General features: G+C 53.1%; 22 protein-coding genes. 4 read left to right on the plus strand and 18 right to left on the minus strand.

Going from position 1 to position 22577, the window contains the following annotated elements; all coding sequences use genetic code 11:
• Nucleotides 1-103: 103 nt before the first annotated feature.
• Entirely contained in the window at nucleotides 104-1672 is a 1569-nt protein-coding gene (locus ACAW87_RS22910; protein WP_370725983.1) for a T9SS type B sorting domain-containing protein, read from the plus strand.
• Nucleotides 1673-1824: 152 nt separating this feature from the next.
• Here the strand turns inward: ACAW87_RS22910 and rimO are convergent, their stop codons facing one another.
• On the minus strand, nucleotides 1825-3165 hold the full coding sequence (rimO, locus tag ACAW87_RS22915; RefSeq protein ID WP_370725984.1) for a 30S ribosomal protein S12 methylthiotransferase RimO: 1341 nt from the start codon (nucleotides 3163-3165) through the stop codon (nucleotides 1825-1827).
• A gap of 185 nt (nucleotides 3166-3350) precedes the next feature.
• On the opposite strand from rimO, the gene ACAW87_RS22920 reads away from it, so the two are divergent.
• Nucleotides 3351-3503 (plus strand): hypothetical protein, encoded by a 153-nt coding sequence (locus ACAW87_RS22920; protein WP_370725985.1) that lies wholly within the window; start codon nucleotides 3351-3353, stop codon nucleotides 3501-3503.
• 90 nt (nucleotides 3504-3593) lie between these two features.
• Here ACAW87_RS22920 and ACAW87_RS22925 read toward each other — a convergent pair whose 3' ends face one another.
• The 9 genes from ACAW87_RS22925 to msrB all read right to left on the minus strand — a co-directional run bounded on the left by ACAW87_RS22925 (nucleotide 3594) and on the right by msrB (nucleotide 15003).
• Nucleotides 3594-4004 carry an HNH endonuclease gene (locus ACAW87_RS22925; RefSeq protein WP_370725986.1) on the minus strand — a complete coding sequence of 137 codons (411 nt, stop codon included), beginning with the start codon at nucleotides 4002-4004 and terminating at the stop codon, nucleotides 3594-3596.
• Nucleotides 4001-4240, minus strand: a complete 240-nt coding sequence (locus ACAW87_RS22930) for a hypothetical protein (RefSeq protein ID WP_370725987.1) — start codon at nucleotides 4238-4240, stop codon at nucleotides 4001-4003. Before ACAW87_RS22930 ends, ACAW87_RS22925 begins: the two co-directional genes overlap by 4 nt.
• A gap of 204 nt (nucleotides 4241-4444) precedes the next feature.
• The gene (locus ACAW87_RS22935) at nucleotides 4445-6220 is read right to left on the minus strand and encodes an ABC transporter ATP-binding protein (RefSeq protein ID WP_370725988.1); all 1776 of its coding nucleotides are present in this window, start codon (nucleotides 6218-6220) and stop codon (nucleotides 4445-4447) included.
• 127 nt (nucleotides 6221-6347) lie between these two features.
• Nucleotides 6348-7751 carry a sensor histidine kinase gene (locus tag ACAW87_RS22940; protein ID WP_370725989.1) on the minus strand — a complete coding sequence of 468 codons (1404 nt, stop codon included), beginning with the start codon at nucleotides 7749-7751 and terminating at the stop codon, nucleotides 6348-6350.
• Nucleotides 7748-8440 (minus strand): response regulator transcription factor, encoded by a 693-nt coding sequence (locus tag ACAW87_RS22945; RefSeq protein WP_370725990.1) that lies wholly within the window; start codon nucleotides 8438-8440, stop codon nucleotides 7748-7750. Before ACAW87_RS22945 ends, ACAW87_RS22940 begins: the two co-directional genes overlap by 4 nt.
• A 250-nt stretch (nucleotides 8441-8690) precedes the next feature.
• Nucleotides 8691-11822 (minus strand): efflux RND transporter permease subunit, encoded by a 3132-nt coding sequence (locus ACAW87_RS22950; RefSeq protein ID WP_370725991.1) that lies wholly within the window; start codon nucleotides 11820-11822, stop codon nucleotides 8691-8693.
• A gap of 164 nt (nucleotides 11823-11986) precedes the next feature.
• The gene (locus ACAW87_RS22955; protein WP_370725992.1) at nucleotides 11987-13072 is read right to left on the minus strand and encodes an efflux RND transporter periplasmic adaptor subunit; all 1086 of its coding nucleotides are present in this window, start codon (nucleotides 13070-13072) and stop codon (nucleotides 11987-11989) included.
• 7 nt (nucleotides 13073-13079) lie between these two features.
• A complete protein-coding gene (locus tag ACAW87_RS22960) occupies nucleotides 13080-14330 on the minus strand; it encodes a TolC family protein (RefSeq protein WP_370725993.1) in 1251 nt (416 codons plus the stop codon).
• 169 nt (nucleotides 14331-14499) lie between these two features.
• The gene (gene msrB, locus ACAW87_RS22965) at nucleotides 14500-15003 is read right to left on the minus strand and encodes a peptide-methionine (R)-S-oxide reductase MsrB (protein ID WP_370725994.1); all 504 of its coding nucleotides are present in this window, start codon (nucleotides 15001-15003) and stop codon (nucleotides 14500-14502) included.
• A gap of 52 nt (nucleotides 15004-15055) precedes the next feature.
• On the opposite strand from msrB, the gene ACAW87_RS22970 reads away from it, so the two are divergent.
• Nucleotides 15056-15526, plus strand: coding sequence for a RidA family protein (locus tag ACAW87_RS22970; RefSeq protein WP_370725995.1), 471 nt, complete (start codon nucleotides 15056-15058; stop codon nucleotides 15524-15526).
• Nucleotides 15527-15622: 96 nt separating this feature from the next.
• On the opposite strand, the gene ACAW87_RS22975 is transcribed toward ACAW87_RS22970, so the two are convergent.
• The 4 genes from ACAW87_RS22975 to ACAW87_RS22990 form a co-directional block, all read right to left on the minus strand.
• Nucleotides 15623-16243, minus strand: coding sequence for a DUF4142 domain-containing protein (locus ACAW87_RS22975; protein ID WP_370725996.1), 621 nt, complete (start codon nucleotides 16241-16243; stop codon nucleotides 15623-15625).
• Nucleotides 16244-16307: 64 nt separating this feature from the next.
• Nucleotides 16308-17195 carry a flavin reductase family protein gene (locus ACAW87_RS22980; protein ID WP_370725997.1) on the minus strand — a complete coding sequence of 296 codons (888 nt, stop codon included), beginning with the start codon at nucleotides 17193-17195 and terminating at the stop codon, nucleotides 16308-16310.
• 71 nt (nucleotides 17196-17266) lie between these two features.
• The gene (locus ACAW87_RS22985) at nucleotides 17267-17959 is read right to left on the minus strand and encodes a hypothetical protein (RefSeq protein WP_370725998.1); all 693 of its coding nucleotides are present in this window, start codon (nucleotides 17957-17959) and stop codon (nucleotides 17267-17269) included.
• Entirely contained in the window at nucleotides 17950-18468 is a 519-nt protein-coding gene (locus ACAW87_RS22990; protein WP_370725999.1) for a DUF6452 family protein, read from the minus strand. Before ACAW87_RS22990 ends, ACAW87_RS22985 begins: the two co-directional genes overlap by 10 nt.
• Nucleotides 18469-18603: 135 nt before the next feature.
• Here ACAW87_RS22990 and ACAW87_RS22995 point away from each other — a divergent pair, with 135 nt between their 5' ends.
• Nucleotides 18604-19305 carry a 3-keto-disaccharide hydrolase gene (locus tag ACAW87_RS22995; RefSeq protein ID WP_370726000.1) on the plus strand — a complete coding sequence of 234 codons (702 nt, stop codon included), beginning with the start codon at nucleotides 18604-18606 and terminating at the stop codon, nucleotides 19303-19305.
• A 96-nt stretch (nucleotides 19306-19401) separates the two neighbouring features.
• Here ACAW87_RS22995 and ACAW87_RS23000 read toward each other — a convergent pair whose 3' ends face one another.
• From ACAW87_RS23000 to aroC, 4 genes are all read right to left on the minus strand, one after another.
• On the minus strand, nucleotides 19402-20250 hold the full coding sequence (locus tag ACAW87_RS23000) for a TlpA family protein disulfide reductase (RefSeq protein WP_370726001.1): 849 nt from the start codon (nucleotides 20248-20250) through the stop codon (nucleotides 19402-19404).
• A 23-nt stretch (nucleotides 20251-20273) separates the two neighbouring features.
• Complete coding sequence (locus ACAW87_RS23005; protein WP_370726002.1) at nucleotides 20274-20669, minus strand: DUF1573 domain-containing protein; 396 nt, start codon at nucleotides 20667-20669, stop codon at nucleotides 20274-20276.
• A 52-nt stretch (nucleotides 20670-20721) separates the two neighbouring features.
• A complete protein-coding gene (locus ACAW87_RS23010; protein WP_370726003.1) occupies nucleotides 20722-21348 on the minus strand; it encodes a bacteriocin fulvocin C-related protein in 627 nt (208 codons plus the stop codon).
• Between the two features lie 141 nt (nucleotides 21349-21489).
• Nucleotides 21490-22572 carry a chorismate synthase gene (gene aroC, locus ACAW87_RS23015; RefSeq protein WP_370726004.1) on the minus strand — a complete coding sequence of 361 codons (1083 nt, stop codon included), beginning with the start codon at nucleotides 22570-22572 and terminating at the stop codon, nucleotides 21490-21492.
• Nucleotides 22573-22577 lie beyond the last annotated feature (5 nt).

A 22577-nucleotide genomic window follows, 5' to 3' on the forward strand; every position in this document is an offset into this window, starting at 1 on the left:
CGCGCCAAACGTGCTGTTCATGGCCTTAGTTGCGTACCGTATTTATCCGTGGTTTTTTGTACTTTTAGCAAGCCTATAGTGGCCTTACGTTCAGTCGCTTGTCATGCGTTCAAACCTGATGCTATCGGTAAGAACTCTGTATTTTTACGCTAACTCCCGGGGGCTTATCTGGCTGATCATTTTGTGGCAGGTGTTGACTTGTCCGGCAGCCGCGCAGGAATTGATTCCCAACGGGGGATTTGAAACGTACCGGAAATGCCCACGCGCCGACAATTTGCTCGAAGAAGCCGCGCCCTGGTATAATCCTAATCTGGCTACGCCCGACTTTTACAACTATTGCTTTCCCACAGATCAGATTGAAGTGGCCCCGCGTACCGGTAACGGGTTGGCCCGCCTGTTTCTGGATCAGGGTTGGGCCGAATACCTGGCCACGCCGCTGGTGAAACCGCTCGAAGCGGCCAAGTGCTACTATTTCGAAATGTGGGTCGCTTCCCGAAACCCCAACCAGTATATGCCCGAGACGATAGGCGCCCATTTTTCGGATAAAACCCTGACCAGCACCGCCAAAAATCTGTTGATTGCCAAGCCGCAAGTGCTTGATGTACAGGCCAAAACATTGACTGCTTCGTTTAAGTGGGAACGGGTGAGCGGTACGTTTGAAGCCAAAGGCGGAGAGCAGTTTGTTACGGTGGGCAGCTTCACCAAGCTCCCCGCTTTTCTGGGTTTCTACTACATCTTTGTCGACGATGTTTCGCTGTTGCCCATTGAGCTTGACCTCGGAAATGATACTACGCTATGTGGCCGACAGAGCACCCATCTATTACGGGCCAAAACGCCCGGCGCCACCGATTACCGCTGGAATGATGGCAGCACATCGGATACCTACCGGGTCACCAAACCCGGTAAATACTGGGTAACCGTCACCACGCCCTGCAAGGTGCTCAGCGACACAATTACGGTAGATTATGCCCTTGATTTCAGCCTGGGGCGCGATACAACGCTCTGCATTGGTCAGTCGCTGACGCTCGAAGGCCCCGCCGACGCATCTAATTACACCTGGCAGGACGGTTCAGATAAGCCGCGTTTTCTGGTAACGGAGGCCGGAAACTACCGTCTGTCGGTCAGCAAGGTCGGGTGCGTGGCAGCAGATACCATTGCGGTTGCTTTTATCAGGCCGCCGCAGCTGGAATTGGGCCTCGACAAAGCCCTGTGTGGAGCCGACGTGCACACCATCACGCCTGATTTTGCCGAGGGCACGTTTGCCTGGCTGGATGCGTTCGATCAGCCCGAGCGAACCGTAACCCGGTCAGGTACGTATCGGGCCACGGTGACCAATGCCTGCGCCACCCTGCGCGACTCAATCAGGATCGACTACGGCGAGTGTGGGTGTGTGATCTATACCCCCGACCTGTTCACACCCAATGCCGACGGTGTCAACGACGTGTTTCTGCCGCTAGCCTGCGGCGATATCACGATTCAGTCGCTTTCGGTGTTCAATCGATGGGGTGAGTTGATCTACCAAACCAGCAAAACACCCTTTCAGTGGGACGGTTCCGTCGGCGGATCGGTTGCCCCAACCGGCGTATATGCCTGGCAGATCGACTATGAACTGCGGCAAGACGAAAAGGTAAGCCAAAAGCAAAAGCAAGGCCGACTAATCGTAGCTTACTAAGGTTGTCCTACACCCGTTGTAACGTTATACAGCTTCGCGCTCTAGGTTGCTTCGCGCTGCGGTCGAAGGGCACGTAGCGCGAAGCAACCTAGAGCGCGAAGCTATGCCGTTTGTGCAGCGAAAGCGGGCCGGCAGCGTACCTGATGATTCCGTTACGCCAGCGCCGTTACGGGAACCTCCGTCACCACTTCACCGTATAGATCGAACGGTTGGGCGTCGGTGATACGTACCTGAGCGAAGTCGCCGAGGCGGACGTAAGTGTTTTTGGTGGCCGGTACCAGCACTTCGTTGTCGACTTCGGGCGAATCGAATTCCGTGCGGCCAATGAAATAACCGCCTTCTTTCCGGTCGAACAGCACTTTGTATGTCTGCCCGATTTTTTGCAGGTTGTTCTCGTGCGAAATGCCTTCCTGAATCTCCATGATGGCGTCGGCGCGTTCCTGCTTTACTTCGTCAGGTACGTTGTCGGGCATTGAGTAGGAGTGCGTCTGATCTTCGTGCGAGTAGGTGAACGTACCCAGCCGATCGAAGCGCATCCGGTTTACGAAGTCGAGCGTTTCCTCGAATAGCGCGTCGGTTTCGCCGGGGTGCCCCACAATCAGCGTCGTGCGCAGGTGAATACCCGGCACTTTTTCGCGAATGGTGTGCACCAGCTCTTCCGTTTTCTCGCGGGTAATTCCCCGGCGCATCAGCTTCAGCAACTCCGTTGAGCCGGTTTGCAGTGGCATATCGAGGTAGTTACACACGTTCGGCCGTTCGCGCATCACGTCGAGCACATCAAGGGGAAAACCCGACGGGTAGGCGTATTGCAACCGAATCCAGTCGATGCCTTCTACATCGGCCAGTTTGTCGACAAGTTCGGCGAGGTTACGTTTTTTGGCCAGGTCGAGGCCGTAATAGGTCAGGTCCTGGGCAATCAGAATGAGTTCTTTGGTACCGCGCCGGGCCAGCGATTTGGCCTCCATCACCAGTTCGTCCATCGGGCGCGACACGTGATGACCGCGCATGATCGGAATGGCGCAAAACGAGCAGGGCCGGTCGCAGCCTTCGGCAATTTTCAGATACGCGTAATGGGCGGGGGTTGTCAGCAAGCGTTCGCCAACGAGTTCGTGCTTGTAGTCGGCGCGCAGCGTTTTCAGCAGTCGGGGCAGTTCGTTGGTACCAAACCACGCATCGACGGTTGGCATTTCAATTTCCAACTCATCTTTGTAGCGGTGTGATAAACAGCCGGTTACGTACACTTTATCCACAACGCCTGCCTCTTTGGCGTCGACGTAGCGGAGGATGGTATTGATGCTTTCTTCTTTGGCATTGTCGATGAAGCCGCAGGTGTTGATCACCACAATGTTGGCGTCGTCCTTCTTCGACTCGTGGGTTACGGCCATGCCGTTGCCCTTCAATTGCGTGTACAGCGTCTCTGAATCGACCAGGTTTTTCGAGCAACCCAGCGTGACGATGTTGATTTTATTGGTAAGTAAGCCTTTGGTTTTCAAAACAAAATGAGATTGACCCTATCGTGGATAGGGTAACGCCTCTTTCCGCTTTCCAGTTTCAGGCGGCGACTCTTTTGGGGTGCGTCTAGTGACTTCGGTTAAAGCTGTGCACCGCAAAGAGCCATCGGCTCGGCTATGTTGTAGCGGTGGGTTTCAACCCGCCGACAAGGATCAGGTACGTACCCATGAGTCCCATCGGGACGGTTCATTTAGCGTTGCCCGCCAATATCGGCCGTCCCGACGGGACTTCTGGGCGGATGGTTGGCGAGGTCAGCGGGTTGAAACCCGCCGCTACAAGATCGTTCGAGCCGATGGCTCTTTTGGGAGGGGCCTGGTGATACTGGCAACGCACCTACGCGGTGGCCAGCTTTTCTTTGCGTTCGCCGATTTGTTGCCGCCACATGGCGTAGCCGAAGCTAGGCTACTACTTAAGGGTACAAATCCAGGTCGATGAGTTGCTGACGGAAAATGAGCCGGTCGACAGCATTGAATTTAAATAGCTTCCCGGTTGCCCTGCCAATATCCGTTTTGCCATAAATAGCACCGTTGTCCAGCTCGAAATGGTCGCTCCAGGAATCCTTCCTCGGGTTGTAGAAACGAATGAGCGATTCGCCATCTTCGCTGAAGGTGCCAATGTCAGAGCCTTTGTAATAATTACAGTCAGGGCAGCAGTACGCCAGATTGTTCAGGTCGTTTGTTCCCTCATGCTTGCGGCTTTTTATATGCTCAATATGGAATTTGTAGAGCGAAACCCGCTCCGACAGCAAGCAATATTCACACTGAGCATTAGCTCGTCTGGAGACCTCTCGTTTGACTGCCAGTGGAATAGATCGACTCACGCCTGAAGCATCTTTATAGCTCTGGCTTTTGCCAGCCCTACTATGCGGTTAAGCATAAGGTATTGCTCGACTTCGCTTTTCTCCTCCGCTGTAAGCGGGGTATCTTTCTGTTTATCCAGCAAAAAGTCGAGCCGTTTCTGATGCGTTCGTGATGGCTTGAAGTTGGCCACCTTTTGGGGGTCCATGCCGGCGATGAACGCGGAAACTTCGTCGAATACAGATGTTGGCCTGTCCATGTTCGTTCGTATCTGTTTTACACAAAGCTACCTGTTTAACTACATACCTGCAATCTGACATTACCCGCCAATATCGGCCGTCCCGACGGGACTTGTGGTTGTGTGGTTTGCCGGAACGGCGGGTTTCAACCCGCCGCTACAACATGGGTCGAGCCGATAGCTCTTTTGGGATACGTACCTGACCCTTATTCTTTGGCAACGTACCTACACCGTGGCCAGCTTCTCTTTTCGTTCGCCGATTTGCTGCCGCCACATGGCGTAGTAGAGGCCGCGTTGTTCGATGAGTTCGTTGTGGCCGCCCTGTTCTACGATATGTCCTTTTTCGAGAACGAAAATCCGGTCGGCGTGGAGGATCGTGCTGAGGCGGTGGGCAATCAGGATGGTCATGCGTTGGCTCGATTCTGAGAGCGACCGCACGGTGTTGGTGATCTCTTCTTCCGTCAGCGAGTCGAGGGCCGAGGTGGCTTCATCGAATACCAGCAGCGCGGGGTGGCGCAGCAGCGAACGGGCAATGCTGAGGCGTTGCTTTTCTCCACCCGACACCTTCACGCCGCCTTCGCCAATAACGGTATCCAAACCTTGCGGGGCGCGGGCCAGCAATGAATCGGCGGCGGCTTGGTGCAGGGCTTTCAGACAATCCTCATCGGTGGCGTTGGGGGCTACGAATTTCAGGTTTTCGCGAATGGTGCCGGCAAACAACTGCGTATCCTGCGTCACGAAACCGATCTGCTCGCGGAGTTCGTCGAGGTTGATGTCAGTACCGGGAATGCCATTGTACAGAATCTGACCGCTCATGGGCTGGTACAGACCCACCAGCAGTTTCACCAGCGTGGTTTTACCCGACCCCGACGGGCCAACGAAGGCGATGGTTTCGCCTACTTTCAGGTTGAACGAAATACCCGCCAGCGCAGGTACGTTGGCCGAAAGATGCTTGAACCGTACTTCGTCGAACGCGAGTTTTCCGATGCGGTTGATAGCCTTCGGGTGTTCCGGTTTTTTGTCGCGGGGCGTGTCGAGAATGCGCTGGAAATTGGCCAGCGATGCCTCGGTTTCGCGATACACGTTGATGATGTTGCCCAGTTCCTGCAACGGCCCGAAGATGGCGAACGAGTAGATGAACAGCGAGAAGAATTCGCCCACCGTGATTTTGCCCTGAACCACCAGAAACAGCATCAGCAGCATGATGGCGTTGCGCAGCAGGTTCACGAACGTACCCTGAATGAACGACAGCGACCGGATGTAGCGCACCTTTTTCAACTCCAGCTTCAGAATCTTGGTGGTGGTGCCATTCAGCCGTTCGGTTTCCTGTTGGGCCAATCCGAGACTCTTGACCAACTCGATGTTACGCAGGCTTTCGGTGGTCGATCCGGCGAGGGCGGTGGTTTCGGCCACGATGTTTTTCTGCACCACCTTGATTTTCTTGCTCAGTAGTGAACTCACAAAACCGAGCAGCGGAATGGTCAGGAAGTAGGCGGGGGCAATGGGCCAGTAAACCGTAGCGGCGTACCACATTACGAATACAATGCCCACCACCGAGGTAAACAGCACGTTCACAAACGACTGAATGAGCTTTTCCACATCGGTCCGCACTTTCTGCAAAATGCCTAGTGTTTCGCCCGACCGTTGATCTTCAAATACCTGATAGGGTAGTTCGAGCGAGTGGCGAAGGCCATCGGTATAGAGTTGCGCGCCCAGCCGTTGCGTGATCACGTTGACGTAGTAATCCTGAAAATTTTTGGCAATTCGGCTGACCATCGCCACGCCGAGCGCCTGCAAAATGAGCCAGCCCGCTCCCTGACTCAGGAAACCCCAGAAGTTGACGTCGCCCCAGCTTCCGCCCGGCTTCACCACATACTGGTCAATGATTTTGCGAAAAATGTAGGGATCGAGCAGCGAGAAAACCTGGTTGATCGATGCCAGCACAAGGGCGAGCGCCAGTAAACCCCAGTATTGACGCAGGTAACTGTATAATAACTTCATAATCGAGATTGGTCGGTGTACAGAGAGGATGGTCAGACCCTATTATTGAGCCGCCTTTCCTGAAACCCGCAAATGCCCGAAATAGTGGCACCGATTGTGTGAACGTACCTGACGCAGACACTACTTGTCAACTGCGTGGCTCCGTTGCCGGTTGATCTGTTGCCAACTGATGGGCCAGAACAACCGTAAACACGCTGCCTACGCCGTACGTGCTGTCAACGAGTAGCTGTCCACTATGAATGTCTATAATCCGCTGGCAAATCGATAATCCCAGTCCAAATCCCTTGTAGCTCAGGGCGTTCGATGCCCGGTGAAACGGCTCCAGAATAGCCGTTAATTCGTCGGCGTTAATGCCGATACCGTGGTCGATAAACGCAATACGGCAGTGCTGACTGTCGGTGGCGATCTGAACGCGAACCGTTTGGTCGGTCGAGTACTTGCAGGCGTTATCCATCAGGTTCAGAAAAACCTGCTTCAACAAGCTCTCATTGCCCAAAACCATTGTGTCGGTTTCCAACTCAGGAATAGTGGCATAGTCGATCTGAACGGTGTAGGTAGGGTAAGCGCGGAGCAATTCCTGCTGAGCTTCCAGCAACAGTTCTTCGATGCGTAATGGCAGCATGGCCGTCAGGTCGGCATCGTCGAGTGAGCGGGCCAGTACCAACAGGCTGTTCGAAAGGCTGATGAGCCGGTCGGTGTCGCCGGTGAGGTTGGTGAGAATGGCCTCGTGTTCGTCGGGCGAAAGTCGGCGGCGGAGGCCTAGTTGAATCTCTGATTTGAGGGCCGTGAGCGGGGTACGTAGTTCGTGCGAGGCGTGCGACACAAAGCTGCGTTGCTGTTTGAAAGCCCGTTCCAGTTGCCCCAATACTTTGTTGAAGTTGACCGCCAGTTGATCGATCTCGTCCTGCCGGTTGCCTTCGTCGAGCCGTTGCCGCAGGTTTGTCGAGGTAATGGTCTGCACCTGCCGGTTGATGCGGCCGATGGGTTGCAGCGACTGACCGGCGAAGAAAAGGCCCAGGCTCACGGTTAAGCCAATGCCGCCCAATAGTCCCCAGATCAGCGTTTGCCTTAGATTTTGCAGTTTACTCCGGCCAAACTGGTCGTAGGCCGAAGCCAGTACCACCAGCGATTTGCCCTGATCAGTGTAATACACGCCCACAAGTTCGTCGTCGCCATCGTGTATTTCAAGCTCGCCATGCTGCCGAACCTCATCAAGCAGCGAAGCCCGGTAATTGATAACCTTATCATCGACGCTCGAATAGATCAGGCGGTTTTGCGAATCGAAAACAAGTACCTTCTCGTTGATCAGCGCCGATAGAGTATTGCGGTCGATGATCTTCAGCAGGTTGTTGTCGATCTCTTTTACCTCAACCAGGAACCGGACTGTTGTGCGGGCTTTCCACTTCAGACGTTCGTAAAATTCCTCCTGCCGGTAGGTAGCTGAGACAATGTAGATCATGACCGAGAAAACGATCAGGATCGTGGCTACGATCAGCGAAAATTGCCCGGCAATTCGGTGGCGGATGGTCATAGCGGTTCATCGGTCAGCATATATCCCAAACCCGGTTTGGTGTGAATTAGCTTCGGCTCGAAGTTCCGGTCAATCTTTTTTCGCAGGTAATTGATGTACACTTCAACGATGTTGGTGCCGGGGTCGAAGGTGAAATTCCAGACGTACCTGTTCAGATCCATCTTCGATACAATTCGGCCCTGATGGCGGCTCAGGTACTCGAGCAAGGCAAACTCTTTGGCGGTCAGATCAATCGACACGCCCTGACGCGAGGCCATCCGGGCAGTGCAGTTGACGGTGAGGTCGGCTACCTGAATTACATCGTCCTTTGCCGTTTTCACCCGCTGTTCGGCGCGGCGCAAACAGGTGGCTACGCGGGCAATCAACTCCCGGATGTCGAATGGTTTCACTACATAATCATCAGCTCCCAGTTCAAGCCCCGTCACTTTATCGGCCACTTCGCCCAGGGCCGTCAGCATGATGATAGGCAGAAATGGTTTTTCGGCCCGCAGCGACCGGCACACCTCGAAGCCGTTCATACCGGGCAGGTTGATGTCCAGAATAACCAGGTCATACGCTTCCTGCAAGGCCAATGCGCGACCGCCATACCCATCGTGCGCAACCTCCGTTTTATAGTGTTCTTCAACCAGACTACGACCAATATTCTGCGCAATACGCTCGTCGTCTTCGATGATCAATATCTTTTTCATAATCGTTGTTGAATACTGGATATTGGATGCTGGATGTTGGACGTTGGATCCAGCATCCAATATCCAGTATCCAACCATCCACCACCCATTGAGTCAAAAAAATAGCTCCTGTTCATTACAGACAGGAGCTATCGATACCAAACAGTACTACGACCTACTACTTCTATTGGGAAAGAAAACCAACACATACACGAAGGTCTCGGATAAAGCAGCAACGGCGGCAGAAATCGGCTTAGAATTACCTTAGAAATCAATGCACTGGCTCAAGATCAGGTAGTTTGGTGGTGTGGCGGGCGTCGCGCCGATTGAAGAGGCGGTAGATAATCGGGAAAACGAGCAGCGTCAGCACGGTGGCCGTAATGAGCCCGCCAATGACCACGATCGCCAGCGGTTTCTGGGTTTCGGAGCCAATACCCGTCGATACTGCCGCTGGCAACAGGCCAATGGCAGCCATCATGGCGGTCATCACCACCGGACGTACCCGTGAGCGAACACCCTCCTGAATCGACTGGTCGAGCGAAAGCCGGTCGCGCCGGTTCTGGTTGAACACGCTGACCAGAATAACGCCGTTCTGAATACAGATACCGAAGAGCGCAATGAAGCCCACGCCCGCCGAAATGCCGAAGTTCATGCCGGTAGCGTGCAGGGCCATAATGCCCCCAATGAGCGCAAACGGCACGTTGATCAGCACCAGACCCGCGTCTTTGGCATTGCCGAACAAAATGAACAGAATGACGAAAATGGCCGCCAGACAAACGGGCACGACCTGCCCCAGCCGCTGGGTGGCACGTACCTGGTTTTCAAACTCACCCGTCCAGCTAATGCCGTAGCCTTTGGGCAGATTGGTCAGTTTTTGCTGCACCCGCTGCTGAGCGTCGGCGATGGTGCTGCCCAGGTCGCGTTCCCGCACCGAGAATTTCACCCCCACAAACCGCTGGTTATTATCACGATACACAAATGCCGGGCCGGTCAGCGTGTGGATGGTGGCAATCTCGCGGAGGGGAATTTTACTGCCCCGCATGGTGGGCACCATCAGCCGCATAATGTCGTCTTCGGTTCGGCGATACGCTTCGTCGTAACGTACCCGGATGTCGAACTTGCGCTCTCCTTCGTAGAGGGTCGAGGCCGTCTTGCCGCCAATGCCCATTTCAATAACGGCCTGCGCATCGGCGGTTGAAACGCCATACAGGGCCATTTTCCGGTCGTCGAACTGAACGCTGATTTCGGGCTGACCCACATTCCGCAGAATACCCACGTCTTTTACGCCAGGTACATCGCGAATGGCTTCCACAACCCGGTCGGCGTATCTTTCAAGCTCGGGCAGGTCGGTGCCGAAAATCTTGATGCCGTTGCTCGCCTTGAAGCCGGCTACCGCCTCGGCCACGTTGTCGATGATGGGCTGCGAATAGTTGTAATTGACGCCCTGATAGCTTTTCAGCTTTTTGTCCATTTCTTCGATCAACTCATCGACGGAGATGGTGCGCGTCCAGCTTTTCTTCGGCTCAAGGTCGACCTGAAACTGGCAGAAATAGAAGCCGTTGGGGTCTGTTCCGTCGTTGGATCGGCCGGTCTGTGAAAGCACCTGTTTTACTTCGGGAAACTCCTGCAGGTTGTCGCGGATCGTGTGCGCCATCTTCACGCTTTCGGGCAGCGACATGCTCATGGGCATCTCGGCCGTTACCCACAGCGCCCCTTCGTTGAGCGTCGGCAGAAATTCGGTGCCCAGCAGCGTAGCCGAGGCGAACGTAGCCACCATCAGCACCGACGCCAGCAGCAGGCTCAGTTTCCGCCGGGCATAACACCAGCCAAACCCCGCCATCACGATCCGGTCGAAGAAGTTGACCAACGGATTGTTCTTCTCCCGGACGTCTTTTTTGAGCAGAATGGCACACAGCACCGGCACCAGCGTGAGCGTAAAGAGCAACGCACCCAGCAGGGCAAAACCGAGTGTCCAGGCCAGTGGGGAAAACATCTTGCCTTCGACTTTCTGAAACGAGAAAATGGGGAGCAGCGCCGTGATGATGATCAGCTTCGAGAAAAAGACGGCCTTACCCAACTCACCACCCGTTTTCCGAATCAGGCCGAGTTTAGCCATCTGGTTGAACTTGGCCATGCCAACGCGATGCGCCCGGTGGTCGAGCGCTACGAATATGCCTTCGACCATCACCACCGCGCCATCGATGATGATCCCGAAATCGACCGCGCCCATCGACAGCAGGTTGGCCGACATACCGCGCAACCGCAGGCACATAAACGCAAACAGCAGCGCCAGCGGAATAATGATGGACACGATGATCGTTGTTCGCCAGTCGGCCATGAACAGGAAAACAACCACCGTAACCAGCACAATGCCTTCGATCAGGTTGTGCAGCACGGTCTGTGTACAGAACTCGATCAGGTTGTCGCGGTCGTAAAAAGTGACCAGCTTCACATCCGACGGCAGAATGCGCGTATTCAGCTCCTCGATTTTGGCCTTCACACGCCCCAGAATTTCGCTGGGGTTTTCGCCTTTCCGCATCACCACGATGCCTTCAACTACATCATCATTTTTGTTGAGCCCCACCTGACCCACCCGCGGCAGGTTCGACTCGGCCACCTCGGCTACGTTCTGCACCAGCACGGGGTTGCCGTTTAACTCTTCGATGAGCAGGTTCCCGATGTCGGCTACCGACGTAAGCAGGCCAATGCCCCGCACCACATACGCCTGTCCGTTGCGCTCGATCACGTCGCCGCCCACGTTGATGTTGCTGCGCGTAACGGCCTGGTACACTTCCAGCGGCGTAATGTCGTACTTGGCAAGCTGAGTGGGATTGACCCGAATCTCAAAAATCCGCTCACGCCCGCCAAACGCCACCACGTCGGCCACGCCCGGCACCGAGCGCAACTGCCGATCGATCACCCAGTTATGCAGCGTGAGCAAGTCGCGACTGTCGCGGTTGGGACTTTCGAGGGTAAACCGGAAAATCTCGCCCGTTGGGCCGTATGGCGGCTGAACGTCGGGGTCGACGCCTTCGGGTAGCGATACGGTCCGCAGTTGGTTGTTGACCTGTTGTCGGGCGAAAAAATCTTCGACATCGTCGTCGAAAATGATCTTGATCACCGAGAGGCCAAACATCGTGGTAGAGCGCACGTTGGTTTTCCGTTGCACCGAGTTCATGGCTACCTCGATGGGTACGGTCACAAAGCGTTCGATTTCTTCGGCTGAGCGGCCGTTCCATTCCGTCACCACGATAATCTGCGTGTTGGTTACGTCGGGGAAAGCCTCCAGCGGGGTGTTGAGGTAACTGACAACCCCGGCAATGACGAGGGCCGCCGTCAGGAAAAAAATGAAGAAGCGGTTCTTGAGTGAAAAACCAACTACGTTTCGGATGAAGCGATTCATAAAGAGGAGTAAAGAGGAAAGACGCTACCAGCAGTTTAAGACCTTCGTCAGTAAGTGGTCATTAGGCTGCGCCGTCATTAAGTGGTCATTAGGTGTAGGTAAGGGCTTGCTATAGCCTACACCTAATGACCACTTAATGACGGCGCAGCCTAATGACCATTCCCCTAATCATTCAGGGCGTCGTAAACCAGAAGCTGATTGCGCGAGATAACACGTTCGCCCGGTTTAAGCCCCGACCGGATATAGGCCACGTCGCCGAGCGATTTCAGCACGTCGACCTCGCGGGTTTCAATGTCGGACGGGCCGCGAAAGACTAGCACGTAATGCCGCGACCGATCGAAAATGATTGATTGCGCGGGCACGGTAGCCAACTGACCACCGTCTTCGTAGCGCAGCGTTACGGTGGCGTGCATCTCCGGCTTTAGCTTCAGTTTCGGGTTGTCGAGCCGAATCCGAACGGTGAGGGCTTTGGTCTGCGGGTCCAGAACAGTGTACAGCTTGTCTACGCGGCCGTTGAAACGCTCGTCGGGGTAACTCAGCGTTTGCACACTTGCCGCCATGCCTGCTTTCACCCGGCCAATGTCGCTTTCATTTACGTTGGCCAATACCCATACCTGCCGGATCTGACCAACCGTAAACAGATTGGTAGCGTTGTCGGACCGTAGCTGCATTTCGCGGTTTACGTTCTTCTCAATGATGTAGCCGTCGATGGGTGCCTTTACGGTGTAGGTAGACGATTTGCTGACGCCGTAGATCTGGTACACCTGTTTGATCCGGTTTACGTCTGCCTGTGCTTTTTCCAGCTCCTGCTGGGCAATCGTTACTTCGCGCTGTGAGTTTAGTTTGGTCTCGAACAGATCCTGAGCTACGCGTAAATTCTTCTGCGCCAGCAACAGATCGGCCTGCGCCTGTGAGTTCTGCCGCTCAAAATCGGCCACTTCACCCGACCGAATAGTGGCCAGCGTTTGGCCTTTACGCACAAAATCGCCCAGTTCTACATTGACGTTTTCGACGTTACCACCCACCAGCGGAAATACTTCAATGACCTGGTTGGCATCGGCTACCACTTTGCCCACCAACGTTAGTTCGCTGCGGAGGGGCTGGTTTACCACCGAGTCGACCTGAATACGGCTCATCATCGTATCCGAGAGCATAAACGCTCCCGCTTCGGCCACATCGATTTTAGGTTTGCACGAAACGGCCAGGGCTAAACTGCCCGCCAAAAGGGCATATGCAAGGATGATTTTCATAGTTGGATTATTTGAACAGGTCTTCACCAATGAGGTAGTTGAGTTCTTCGTACGCGCCCACGCGGTCTGCTTTGAGCCGATTCAGCTCCCGGATGCTCTGATTGTAGCTTTCAATCAGGTCCACAAACTCCAGAAGGCTGATATTGCCTTTCCGAAAGCTGATTACCACGCCCTGATTGAGTTGGTCGAACTGCTCGGTGAAACGCCCTTCGACCGAACGTACCCGGCGGTCGACTTCGCGCACTTTCTGAAGCGACGTCGACACCTCGTTGCTGATCTGGATGGCCTTTTGCCGTTGAATCTGCTGCTGGTAACTAACCTGGCTCCTCGCCGCCACAATAGCGCCCTGATTCCGGTTGAACAGCGGAATGTCGGTCGCGATGTTCAACCCCACGTAGTGCTGAATGTAGCTGCCCGCCTGATCGTAGGCCGCGCCCACACGAATGTCGGGCCGGGCTAATGCGCGTTGCAGGTTAAGGTTCAGCTCGGCCTGTCGACTCAGCGACTGGGTGGCCAGCAGGTCGGGCCGGGCGCGGAGGGCTATTGCCCGTAGGGTATCGTCGGTGAGGGTGGGCAGCACGTACCGAATCAGGGCATCGCCACGCACAATCGGGAAAACGGGCTGCTCGATGCCCAGCAGCGTACGGAGCGTTCGCTGATCGTCGGTTACCTGAAGCAGAATCTCGGTGCGGTCGTTTTCGATCTGAAAAAGCAACGCCTTCAGCCGGACCAGCTCCCGAAGCGACACGTTGTTTCGGTTGTATTCTTTTTCGTAGGCGTCGATGGTCGTTTGCAGAATCGTGATCTGCTGATCGAACCGGGCGATGGTCTGTTGCTGGAAGAAGACGGCGTAGAACCGGCTGCGCAACTCGAAGCGAAGGCTTCGGAGCAGGTCGAGCAGTTCGTACTGCGTTAGTTGGGCGGCTTCGGCGGCCAGGGCAATGCGTTTGTTGCGTTTGCCCGCCGTGTAAAGCAACTGCTGAACGGCGAAGGTCTTCTGCCCCTGCCGACCCACATCGAGCACCCGGCGGGTCTGGTTGTTGAACGAACTCAGCTCAACACTAACCGTGGGATTATCGATCAGGCTGGCCTGGATAATCTGTGCTTGTCCGGCGTTGATGCGGAATCGTTCGGCCAGCAGTAGCAGGTTGTTTCGCAGGAATAAACTATCGGCCTGTTGTCGGTTGAGGTGGAGCGAATCCTGCGCCAGCACCGACAAGGGGAGGTACGTTAAGAGAACAAGAAGGAGAAAGCGCATTTGGAAGGCTACAAAGTGAGTACAAGTTTCCGGCGAAAACGCCTCAAAACGCCTCAAAATGGCCTTAGAAAAAACTTAGAACATTATTTTGTGTCCTCAGCCTTCCGTCGCGCTGCTACATCACCATACTTGCCTAGAAGCAGCACAACTGAGGACGAAAGACTGAGAATTAGTTTGTAAATGCCATCGCCACGCCGTTCATGCAGTAACGCAGGCCGGTAGGGGCGGGGCCGTCGGTGAACACGTGGCCGAGGTGGGCGTCGCAGACGGCGCAACGTACCTCGGTTCGGTTGCCGTCGGGTTCGGTGTAGATGGCGTTGGCAATGATAGGGGCGTAGAAACTGGGCCAGCCGGTGTTCGACTCGAACTTGGTGGCCGACGAAAACAGCGGATTCCGGCAGCCTACGCAAACGAACGTACCTGATCGGTGTTCGTGCAACAAGTCGCTGCTGCCCGCCCACTCGGTGCCCCGGCCGCGCATGACCACATACTGCCCCCGTGTCAGAATGGATTCCCACTCGTCGTCTGTCTTCTCAACGCGCCGGTTTCCGGGCGAAGTTACACCCGGTGGCCGTTTGTGGGGAGGGCGCGGTGTGGCCACGTATCGGCCGTAAAGCCATATTCCCGCTACTAGCAAAAGAGCGACAGTCAGAAAGAGACGGTTTGAGTTCATAAATAGGGTGGTGGATATCCAGCATCCGGTCGTTCGCTAGTATTTATGGGGAATGGCAAAGTGGCTAAGTGACGAAATGACAACTGAAAAACGAAAAGCTTCTATATTTGGCCGAACAACAAACGGCCCGCAGGCTATCTCAATGGAATTTATTCATGCTACAAAGGTCGCTCCGGTGGGCGGTCATTACTCGCCTGCTGTGGTGCATAACGGCCTGGTTTACGTGTCAGGTATTTTGCCGGTAACCCCCTCAGGTGATCATTTAACGAATGCGCCGCTTGCCCTACAGGCCGAAACGGTCTTTTACACACTCAGAGCCATTCTGCTGGCGGCAAACAGCGCTCCCGATCAGGTACTTCAGGTACGTATCTACCTCACCGACGTGAACGATTGGGGCGACATCAATCGCTTATACGCCGCCTTTTTTGGTGACCATAAACCGGCTCGCGCTATTGTTCCCGTGCCTGCCCTGCACTACGGACTGCGTCTGGAACTGGAAGCTACGGCGGCTGTAATTTACTAAGTCTCGTCTGTCTGATCTTGCCATGAACGCAAAATCGGGTAACCGGCCAGGCTACCCGAATTGGGGTTACGTCAGGAATAGAAAGTGGAAGACGAGCTAGTTTAAGACGTTCGTTAGTTGCTTGATGGACTCAGTCTGCCCATCGAGCGATTTCCACGTCTTCTTTCCGTATGCTCTTACGGCATCTGTCGTACCATTATCATCCAAATCATCGGCTACATTGGCCGATTTTTTTGTGACTTTGCCCAACTCATCCAGATACTTCAGGTCAAATTCGGTACCGGCTTTCGTGTTTTTTAAATCATCTACCCGGTCTTTACCCTCCGACGTAAGCGTAGCGGGTAACTGCAAACCGAGTGTGCGAGACAGTTGCATTAACTCGTTATCTGCCTGCCGATTCTGGTCGATTGCCTGCCGGGCATATTGCTTCACTTGCGGATTTACCGCCCGTTGAAGGGCTATCTCGCTCAGGCTGCGGGCGGTTATGTTCATACCGGCCAGATCAACCATTTTCCCGGCCATTTCAACCGCATCGTCTTTGGCGTCTTTGCTGATGGCTGACGATTGGCTCTCGATTTTCTTCTGATTGGCGTCGTCTACTTTGTCGGTGCTGTCTTTAGTGCAGCTCGACATCAGGGTAAGCAAGCTTATGGCTAACAGGAAAAGGCCGACCGTGCTAATGCCGATCAGGCCCGAACGGGTTGCTGAATTTTTCATGGGTGTTCATTACGTTGTTATATGCCATGAACGTACCCGGAATCTGACTTGTTTTGAAGACTATTTACCGGGCAACCAGCAATAAGGTCAGCCATGCTTCGCGCACGTTATTCTGCGCCAGCAACTGCTGCGCCCGGTGATGCATCACATCGGGCAGGTATTGGCAACCGGAGCGGGCTTCAGCGGCCAGTTCCTGCAGGGTTGCCGTATCGCCGTAAGCCTGCACCTCATCGGGCGCGGGCATTGCCTCGAAACTGGCTAATTTCCCCAGGTCGTTGCCAGTCAGAATCTTGCTGTTGCGGATGGTTTCGGGCAATTGGTCGTAACCGATACCTGCTTTGGGCCGGGCTACTTCAAAGAGTGCATCGCCGTTGGCCCGCACGTACCAATCGGCACCCATGCGACCCACAAGGTCAATCTCGTGAGGATCAATCAGGCCTTTGTCTGTAAAAATGTCGTCGCGAAAATGACCCACCAACACCTCGACCAGCACTAACGTACCTGCACCGGGGGCTGTACCGGTTGGTATAACCTGACGCACTACGCATTCAAAGGCGGCAGGTGCTTCGGCCACCCGGGGTGGACGTACCTGACTTGACGGCGCTTCGGTAAAGCCCACTTTCTGGAACTCGTTAACGTGCCGGTCATACTCCGCACTCGACAGCGACATCTGTTCAACCATGCTGTAGCTAACGATGTTGATCACCACCTCACCCGTTTCTTCCAGATTCAGCAGCGTATGCTTTTTCTGTCCGTGTCTGTTCAGGTTGGGCGATAGCATCAGCATAGGCGGGTTAGAACCTACAACGTTAAAAAAGCTGTAGGGGCTCAGGTTTACGTGCCCTTCCTGGCTAATCGTGCTGGCAAAAGCAATGGGGCGTGGCCCAACGGCTCCAATCAAATACCGGTAAAACTCAAGGGGTGGCAGACTGTTGGCGGCAATCGTTTTCATGCTCTCGTAAACGCCGGTAGCCAACAGAAAGTTACCAATCGGCTGACCTCATCGAAGCAACATAAACGAATTTAAAGACGAATGATCAGATTGACCTGAAAGCTAACGGCCATACCAGTTCTGTTCTCGGCTTGCCAGTCGACTCCCGACATATGGGGGGCACGAAGGTTGTTCACCATGCCCATTCTTGTCAGGATAGTGCCTCGAACCAATGGCCGCATAGAAAGTCGGTTGCTGAGTGGAATGTCGGCTCCAATATGACCTTCGCCCCCCACTGCCAGCCCCGACCGCCTGCCAATAGTCTCCTGGTAGTCGCCAAAAGTGGGTCCACTGAAAAAGAACGATCCCTGCCCCGACCAGCCCGACAGCAGCCCGCCATAGCCCAGGATCAGCGTCGGGTACGTATGTTCAACGCCCACCCGGATATGAGCGCTGTGCCCGGCCTGATAGATGTTTCGCTGCACCGTGCCGCCATAGGCAACGTACCCAACATTGACATACACCGCCTGACCTGAATGCGAAAGTCGCTTATCAGGCAGATAGAGCGTGGCTGAAACCGGATAGATGTACGTTTTGGGCGAGTCATTGTTTAACGCTGAATAAGCAAACCAAACGCCTTGATACAGATCAAGACCAAGGCAGGGTCGGCGGGCTGCTTTATGCTTCGCCAGCGCGTCGGAATACAGAGGAATGGTGTCCTGCGCCTGACCGTTGATGGTGAAAAGCAATCCGACTAAAGCTAATAAATTGATTTTCAAAGCCATAGTAAGCCGACAGAGATTCCAGTGTTCGATTCTCTTATGAAAAAGGTGCGGGAACTGGTTGGAATAAAATCCACGCTGTTTAGTTTCCCTGCGGTGGTTTTTACAACCAGTGAATCGGCGAGCGGTGTATTATCGCTGTTTAGGGGAGGCAGAATCGTAACGGTATAGCCGCATTCGACATCCTCATAGGCAAATTTTCGGCGATAGTTGACCGTCACCGTATCGAGTCGGCCCGACCTGTTGAAGACATATTGCGCTCTATCGGCCGTTAAATTGAGGGGTAGATCCAATTGCCAGTATGTTCGGTTAGGAGCCGAAGTAGACTGAGGTAGTGTCATGGCAGGTGAACCGGGAGCTGTATTGAGGGCATACACGGCTGTCAGCGCAGGGGCTGTCTGCATGTTGATAGACAACTTCAGCCGTGGCTCATCTGAAGGGCCGCAGTTTTTTCGGCAACCGATCACCATACTGGCTATACCAATGATCACTAACACGTAGAGCCTGTTCATTGTAGTTGAGGAGATCTGAATGTGTAAGATTCCAGGTGACCCAAAAGGGTTGTAAGTGCGGCAAGAATACCCACGACGTAGGTGGAGTAGGAGGTTTCGCGCTTTTTTATCTTTATTGGTGAAAATACTATAGTCATGAAAAAAACATTTCATTCCGTAAGTCTTGTGTTGCTGGGTGCTGCCCTGCTTTCTGCCTTTGCACCCAAGCCCAAATGGGTCAGTCTGTTCGATGGGAAAACCATCACGGGCTGGCATAGCTACCATCAAACCGGCGTTGTAGGCTGGTCGGTTGAAGACGGGGCCATGACGCCCGATGGCACAGGAGGTGACCTGGTGTCGGACAAGGAGTACGAGAATTTTGACCTTGAGTTTGAGTTTAAGATTCCCAAAGGCAGCAATAGCGGCGTAATCTACAAAGTGCAGGATCGCGCCGACATTGTCAGCACCTACATGTCGGGGCCCGAGTATCAGGTGATTGATGATAAAGGTTTCGAGTGGTTCGATAATAACGGCAAGCGCATGCAGTTGGCCAACACACAACTCAGCGGTGCGGCCTACGATATGTATGAGCCAACCGATAAAGAACAGCTAAAAACGATTGGCGAATGGAACAAAGGCCGGATTGTGGTGAACAACAATCATATCGAACACTTCCTGAACGGTAAAAAAGTAGTCGATTACCAGTATGGCAGCGATGACTGGAAAGAAAAGCTGGCCAAAAGTAAATTTGCCAAATGGCCGTATGCTACGCCACATGCAAAAGGAAATATTGCTTTTCAATGCCACAGTCCCAAAGAAAAAGTATGGTACCGGAACGTACGTATTAAAGAATTATAGATGTTGAATTTTAGATACTGGACTTTGGAAGTTGGATGAACAGGACTACTTGCCGTGTTTTATCCAACATCCGAAGTCTACTATCCAACGTCTCTGTCAACGTACCTCGGCCAGTTCTCGCAGCGATTCATCGATTCCATCCAGTTGACCCCGATAAATAATTCGTTGAGAGGGGTCAATTATAATGACGGTAGGAAACGAATTTACTTTAAATAGAGATTGCAACTGTTTATTGTCGGCTAGTAACACAGGAAACGTATAGCCGTCTTTTTTGATAATTCGATCTGCCTGCCCCGGAGCATCGCGCAAAAGCGGAATATTTACAGCAAAAAATTTAATCTTCGAATTGTTGCCGTATTGGGTGTAATATTCCTGTAGGAGCGGAAATTTTTTGAAGCAGCTGACACATCCCGTATTCCAGAAATCGAGCACAACAAATTGACCCTTCAGTGAGGCCGACGATACTGTTCGTCCATCGCTCGTATGCAGGTCGAAAGGAGAAATTTGCTCATTAACTGCGCCCGTGTAAGTGCCGAAAAACGACTTGTTGGTCCAGAAATCGTACCCTGTCGTTGTTCCCCAAATCGTTGCCGCCACAAAGAGCGGAATGAAAACAGCTTTTTTCAGGCTGTTCGCGAACGTTAGAAACAGACCAGCAGCAATTCCGGTAAAATGTGCTAACGAACTCGGCAGCGCATAGAACGTATCGCTGAAATGTAAACTGTGCAGAAATATACAGATGAGTAACGGCGGTAAAGCGATTACACCAGCCATAGTTAGCCTTTGTTCAGAAGGTACTATATTTCTGAGCGAAAAATAAGTGAAGCCGCAGAAAACGAAGTTAGCAACGCTAAACTTAACGTGATGCCCTCCGTAGCCCCCCAGTGGGGTCAAGAGCATAAATAGCAGCAAAGAAGCAGCAGCAGTGAGCCAATATTTTTTCATGAAATTGTGCGGTTGATAACTAATCAGTTCAATGCTACAGTCAATTTCACAGCGTGAATAAAGGGTTTTTTGTCTACTTGAATAACAATATTTTTCAAAATAGTGCCAGTTAATTTTTCATCTACTTTACTGTTATAAGTAGCATTAACTATGCCATTTTGACCTGGTTTAAGACCTTCAGGTGATTTATTTACCGTAATACATCCGCAATCTCCTTTCACGCTGACTATTCTTACATAGTCGGTTGTTGGATTGGTCAGATTTACCGTAAATGGTACCTGATCGCCTTTTTTCAAGACGCCTAGATTGAGCGAGTCATTGACTACAAGCCCTTCCGTAGTTTGGGGTGACTGACACCCAAAAAAAATAAAGTATACCAGCAAAAAGCTGGTATACTTACACGCGTTGAATAACGTCATGGAGTACGAATCGATTAGCGATCTAAGGCTGTATTTCTGCTAGTGCGATTCGTTAAAAATTGACCGGCGATCTGTAGTCGCAGTGACCATTGCATACAGACAGCCAGAATGTGCCGCATCCCTGACCGCCACAGCCCGAAATAAACGTACAGTAGAAATCTTCCGCACACCAGGATGAGCCCGTTGCACAATCGCAACTCGAAGAGCTTGGTGGTGTTTTAACCATGGTTGCGGTGTCCCCTTTTTTGGTAGGCGACAGCGAGGCAACGATATCTTTCAGAACAGCCGGATCGAAAATTTCTTTCCCTTTCCGGGTCCATTCGCTCAGGAAGTTACTTGCTTCTTCCCGACGCATCGAAGGGTTGTAGGTCTCCGCATTCACATTGGCCAACAGCAAGTTAAGATGGTCTTTCTGCTCAATGGTGAGGGGTAATTCCTGCATTTTGCCAAGTACGCGTTTTTTAAAAACGAATACTTTCTCCGCTGCACTCAGCATGTCTGTAAACACGATCTTTTGTACTCGCGGATCATCAATCTGTTCTATCTCATGCACAAGGTCAAGGTTGACCCCGTCGGTGGCTAGAATAGAGGGCGTAGCCTCCTGAACGTTGCACCCCAGTAGACCTATCAAAAAGAAGGCTATGGAGAGAATAGGTAATCGGTTGCGTAAAAATGTCATAAAATGGGCTGTTAAACTGATAAATAAATTACACGTAAACGTTGGTAAACTAGCAGTTTACCTGCACTAAGTTAATGAATCAATGATTCAGTAAAGTAGTAAAACGCAAAAGAATTTATTTAACGGTTATTCCCATTAAAGTTACTTAGCTTTATTACTCAGGCTTCTTAGCCACATATCAACCAATACGAGCGCTGCCATAGCCTCGATGATGGGTACAGCCCGTGGCACCACGCAGGGGTCGTGGCGACCTTTGCCGCTGACAGTCACGTTGTTACCGTCGGAGTCGACGCTTTCCTGATCCTGCATGATAGTAGCTACTGGTTTGAAGGCTGTTCGGAAGTAGATAGTTTCGCCGTTTGAAATTCCTCCCTGAATCCCTCCTGAAAGATTTGTCCGGGTACGTACCTGACCGGCTTCATCCGTGTAGAATTCGTCGTTATGCTGCGAACCATACAATTCCGCACCAGCAAATCCGCTACCGTATTCAAATCCTTTCACCGCGTTGATACTCAGCATAGCTTTACCCAGTTCGGCATGGAGTTTATCAAAAACTGGTTCACCCCAGCCAGCAGGTACGCCCGTAATTACACAGTCGACTACGCCGCCGATACTGTCGCCATTTTTACGGGTCTCGTCAATGAGGGTAAACATGCGTTCAGCCGTTTCGGGGTCGGGGCACCGAACGGCGTTCTCTTCCGCTAGCGCCAGATTCATTTCCGTATACGCTTTCTCAAGTTTCAGTTTGCCTACCTGCGACACATAAGCCTGAATAGTAATGCCCTGTTGCTGCAACAGTAACTTAGCTATAGCGCCCGCCGCTACACGAGCCGCCGTTTCGCGTGCCGACGACCGCCCGCCGCCCCGATAATCGCGGGTGCCGTATTTGGTCTGGTAAGTATAGTCGGCATGGCTGGGCCGGAACTGCTTGGCAATGTGGCCATAGTCTTTACTCCGCTGATCGGTATTGCGAATGATGAGGGCAATGGGTGTGCCCTGGGTTACACCCTCGAACACGCCCGACAACACCTCAAATTCATCAGCTTCGCGGCGTTGCGTGGTAATGCGCGATTGCCCCGGTTTGCGCCGGTCAAGCTCGGCCTGAATAAAGTCGGTGTCGAAAGGCAGGCCCGCAGGGCACCCATCAATAGTAACGCCAATAGCCGCGCCATGCGACTCGCCGAAGGTGGCAATTTTAAAGAGTGTTCCGTAGGTGCTGCTCATAGGAG

Origin of the sequence: Fibrella aquatica (assembly GCF_041321135.1) — a bacterium.
Lineage (GTDB): Bacteria > Bacteroidota > Bacteroidia > Cytophagales > Spirosomataceae > Fibrella > Fibrella aquatica.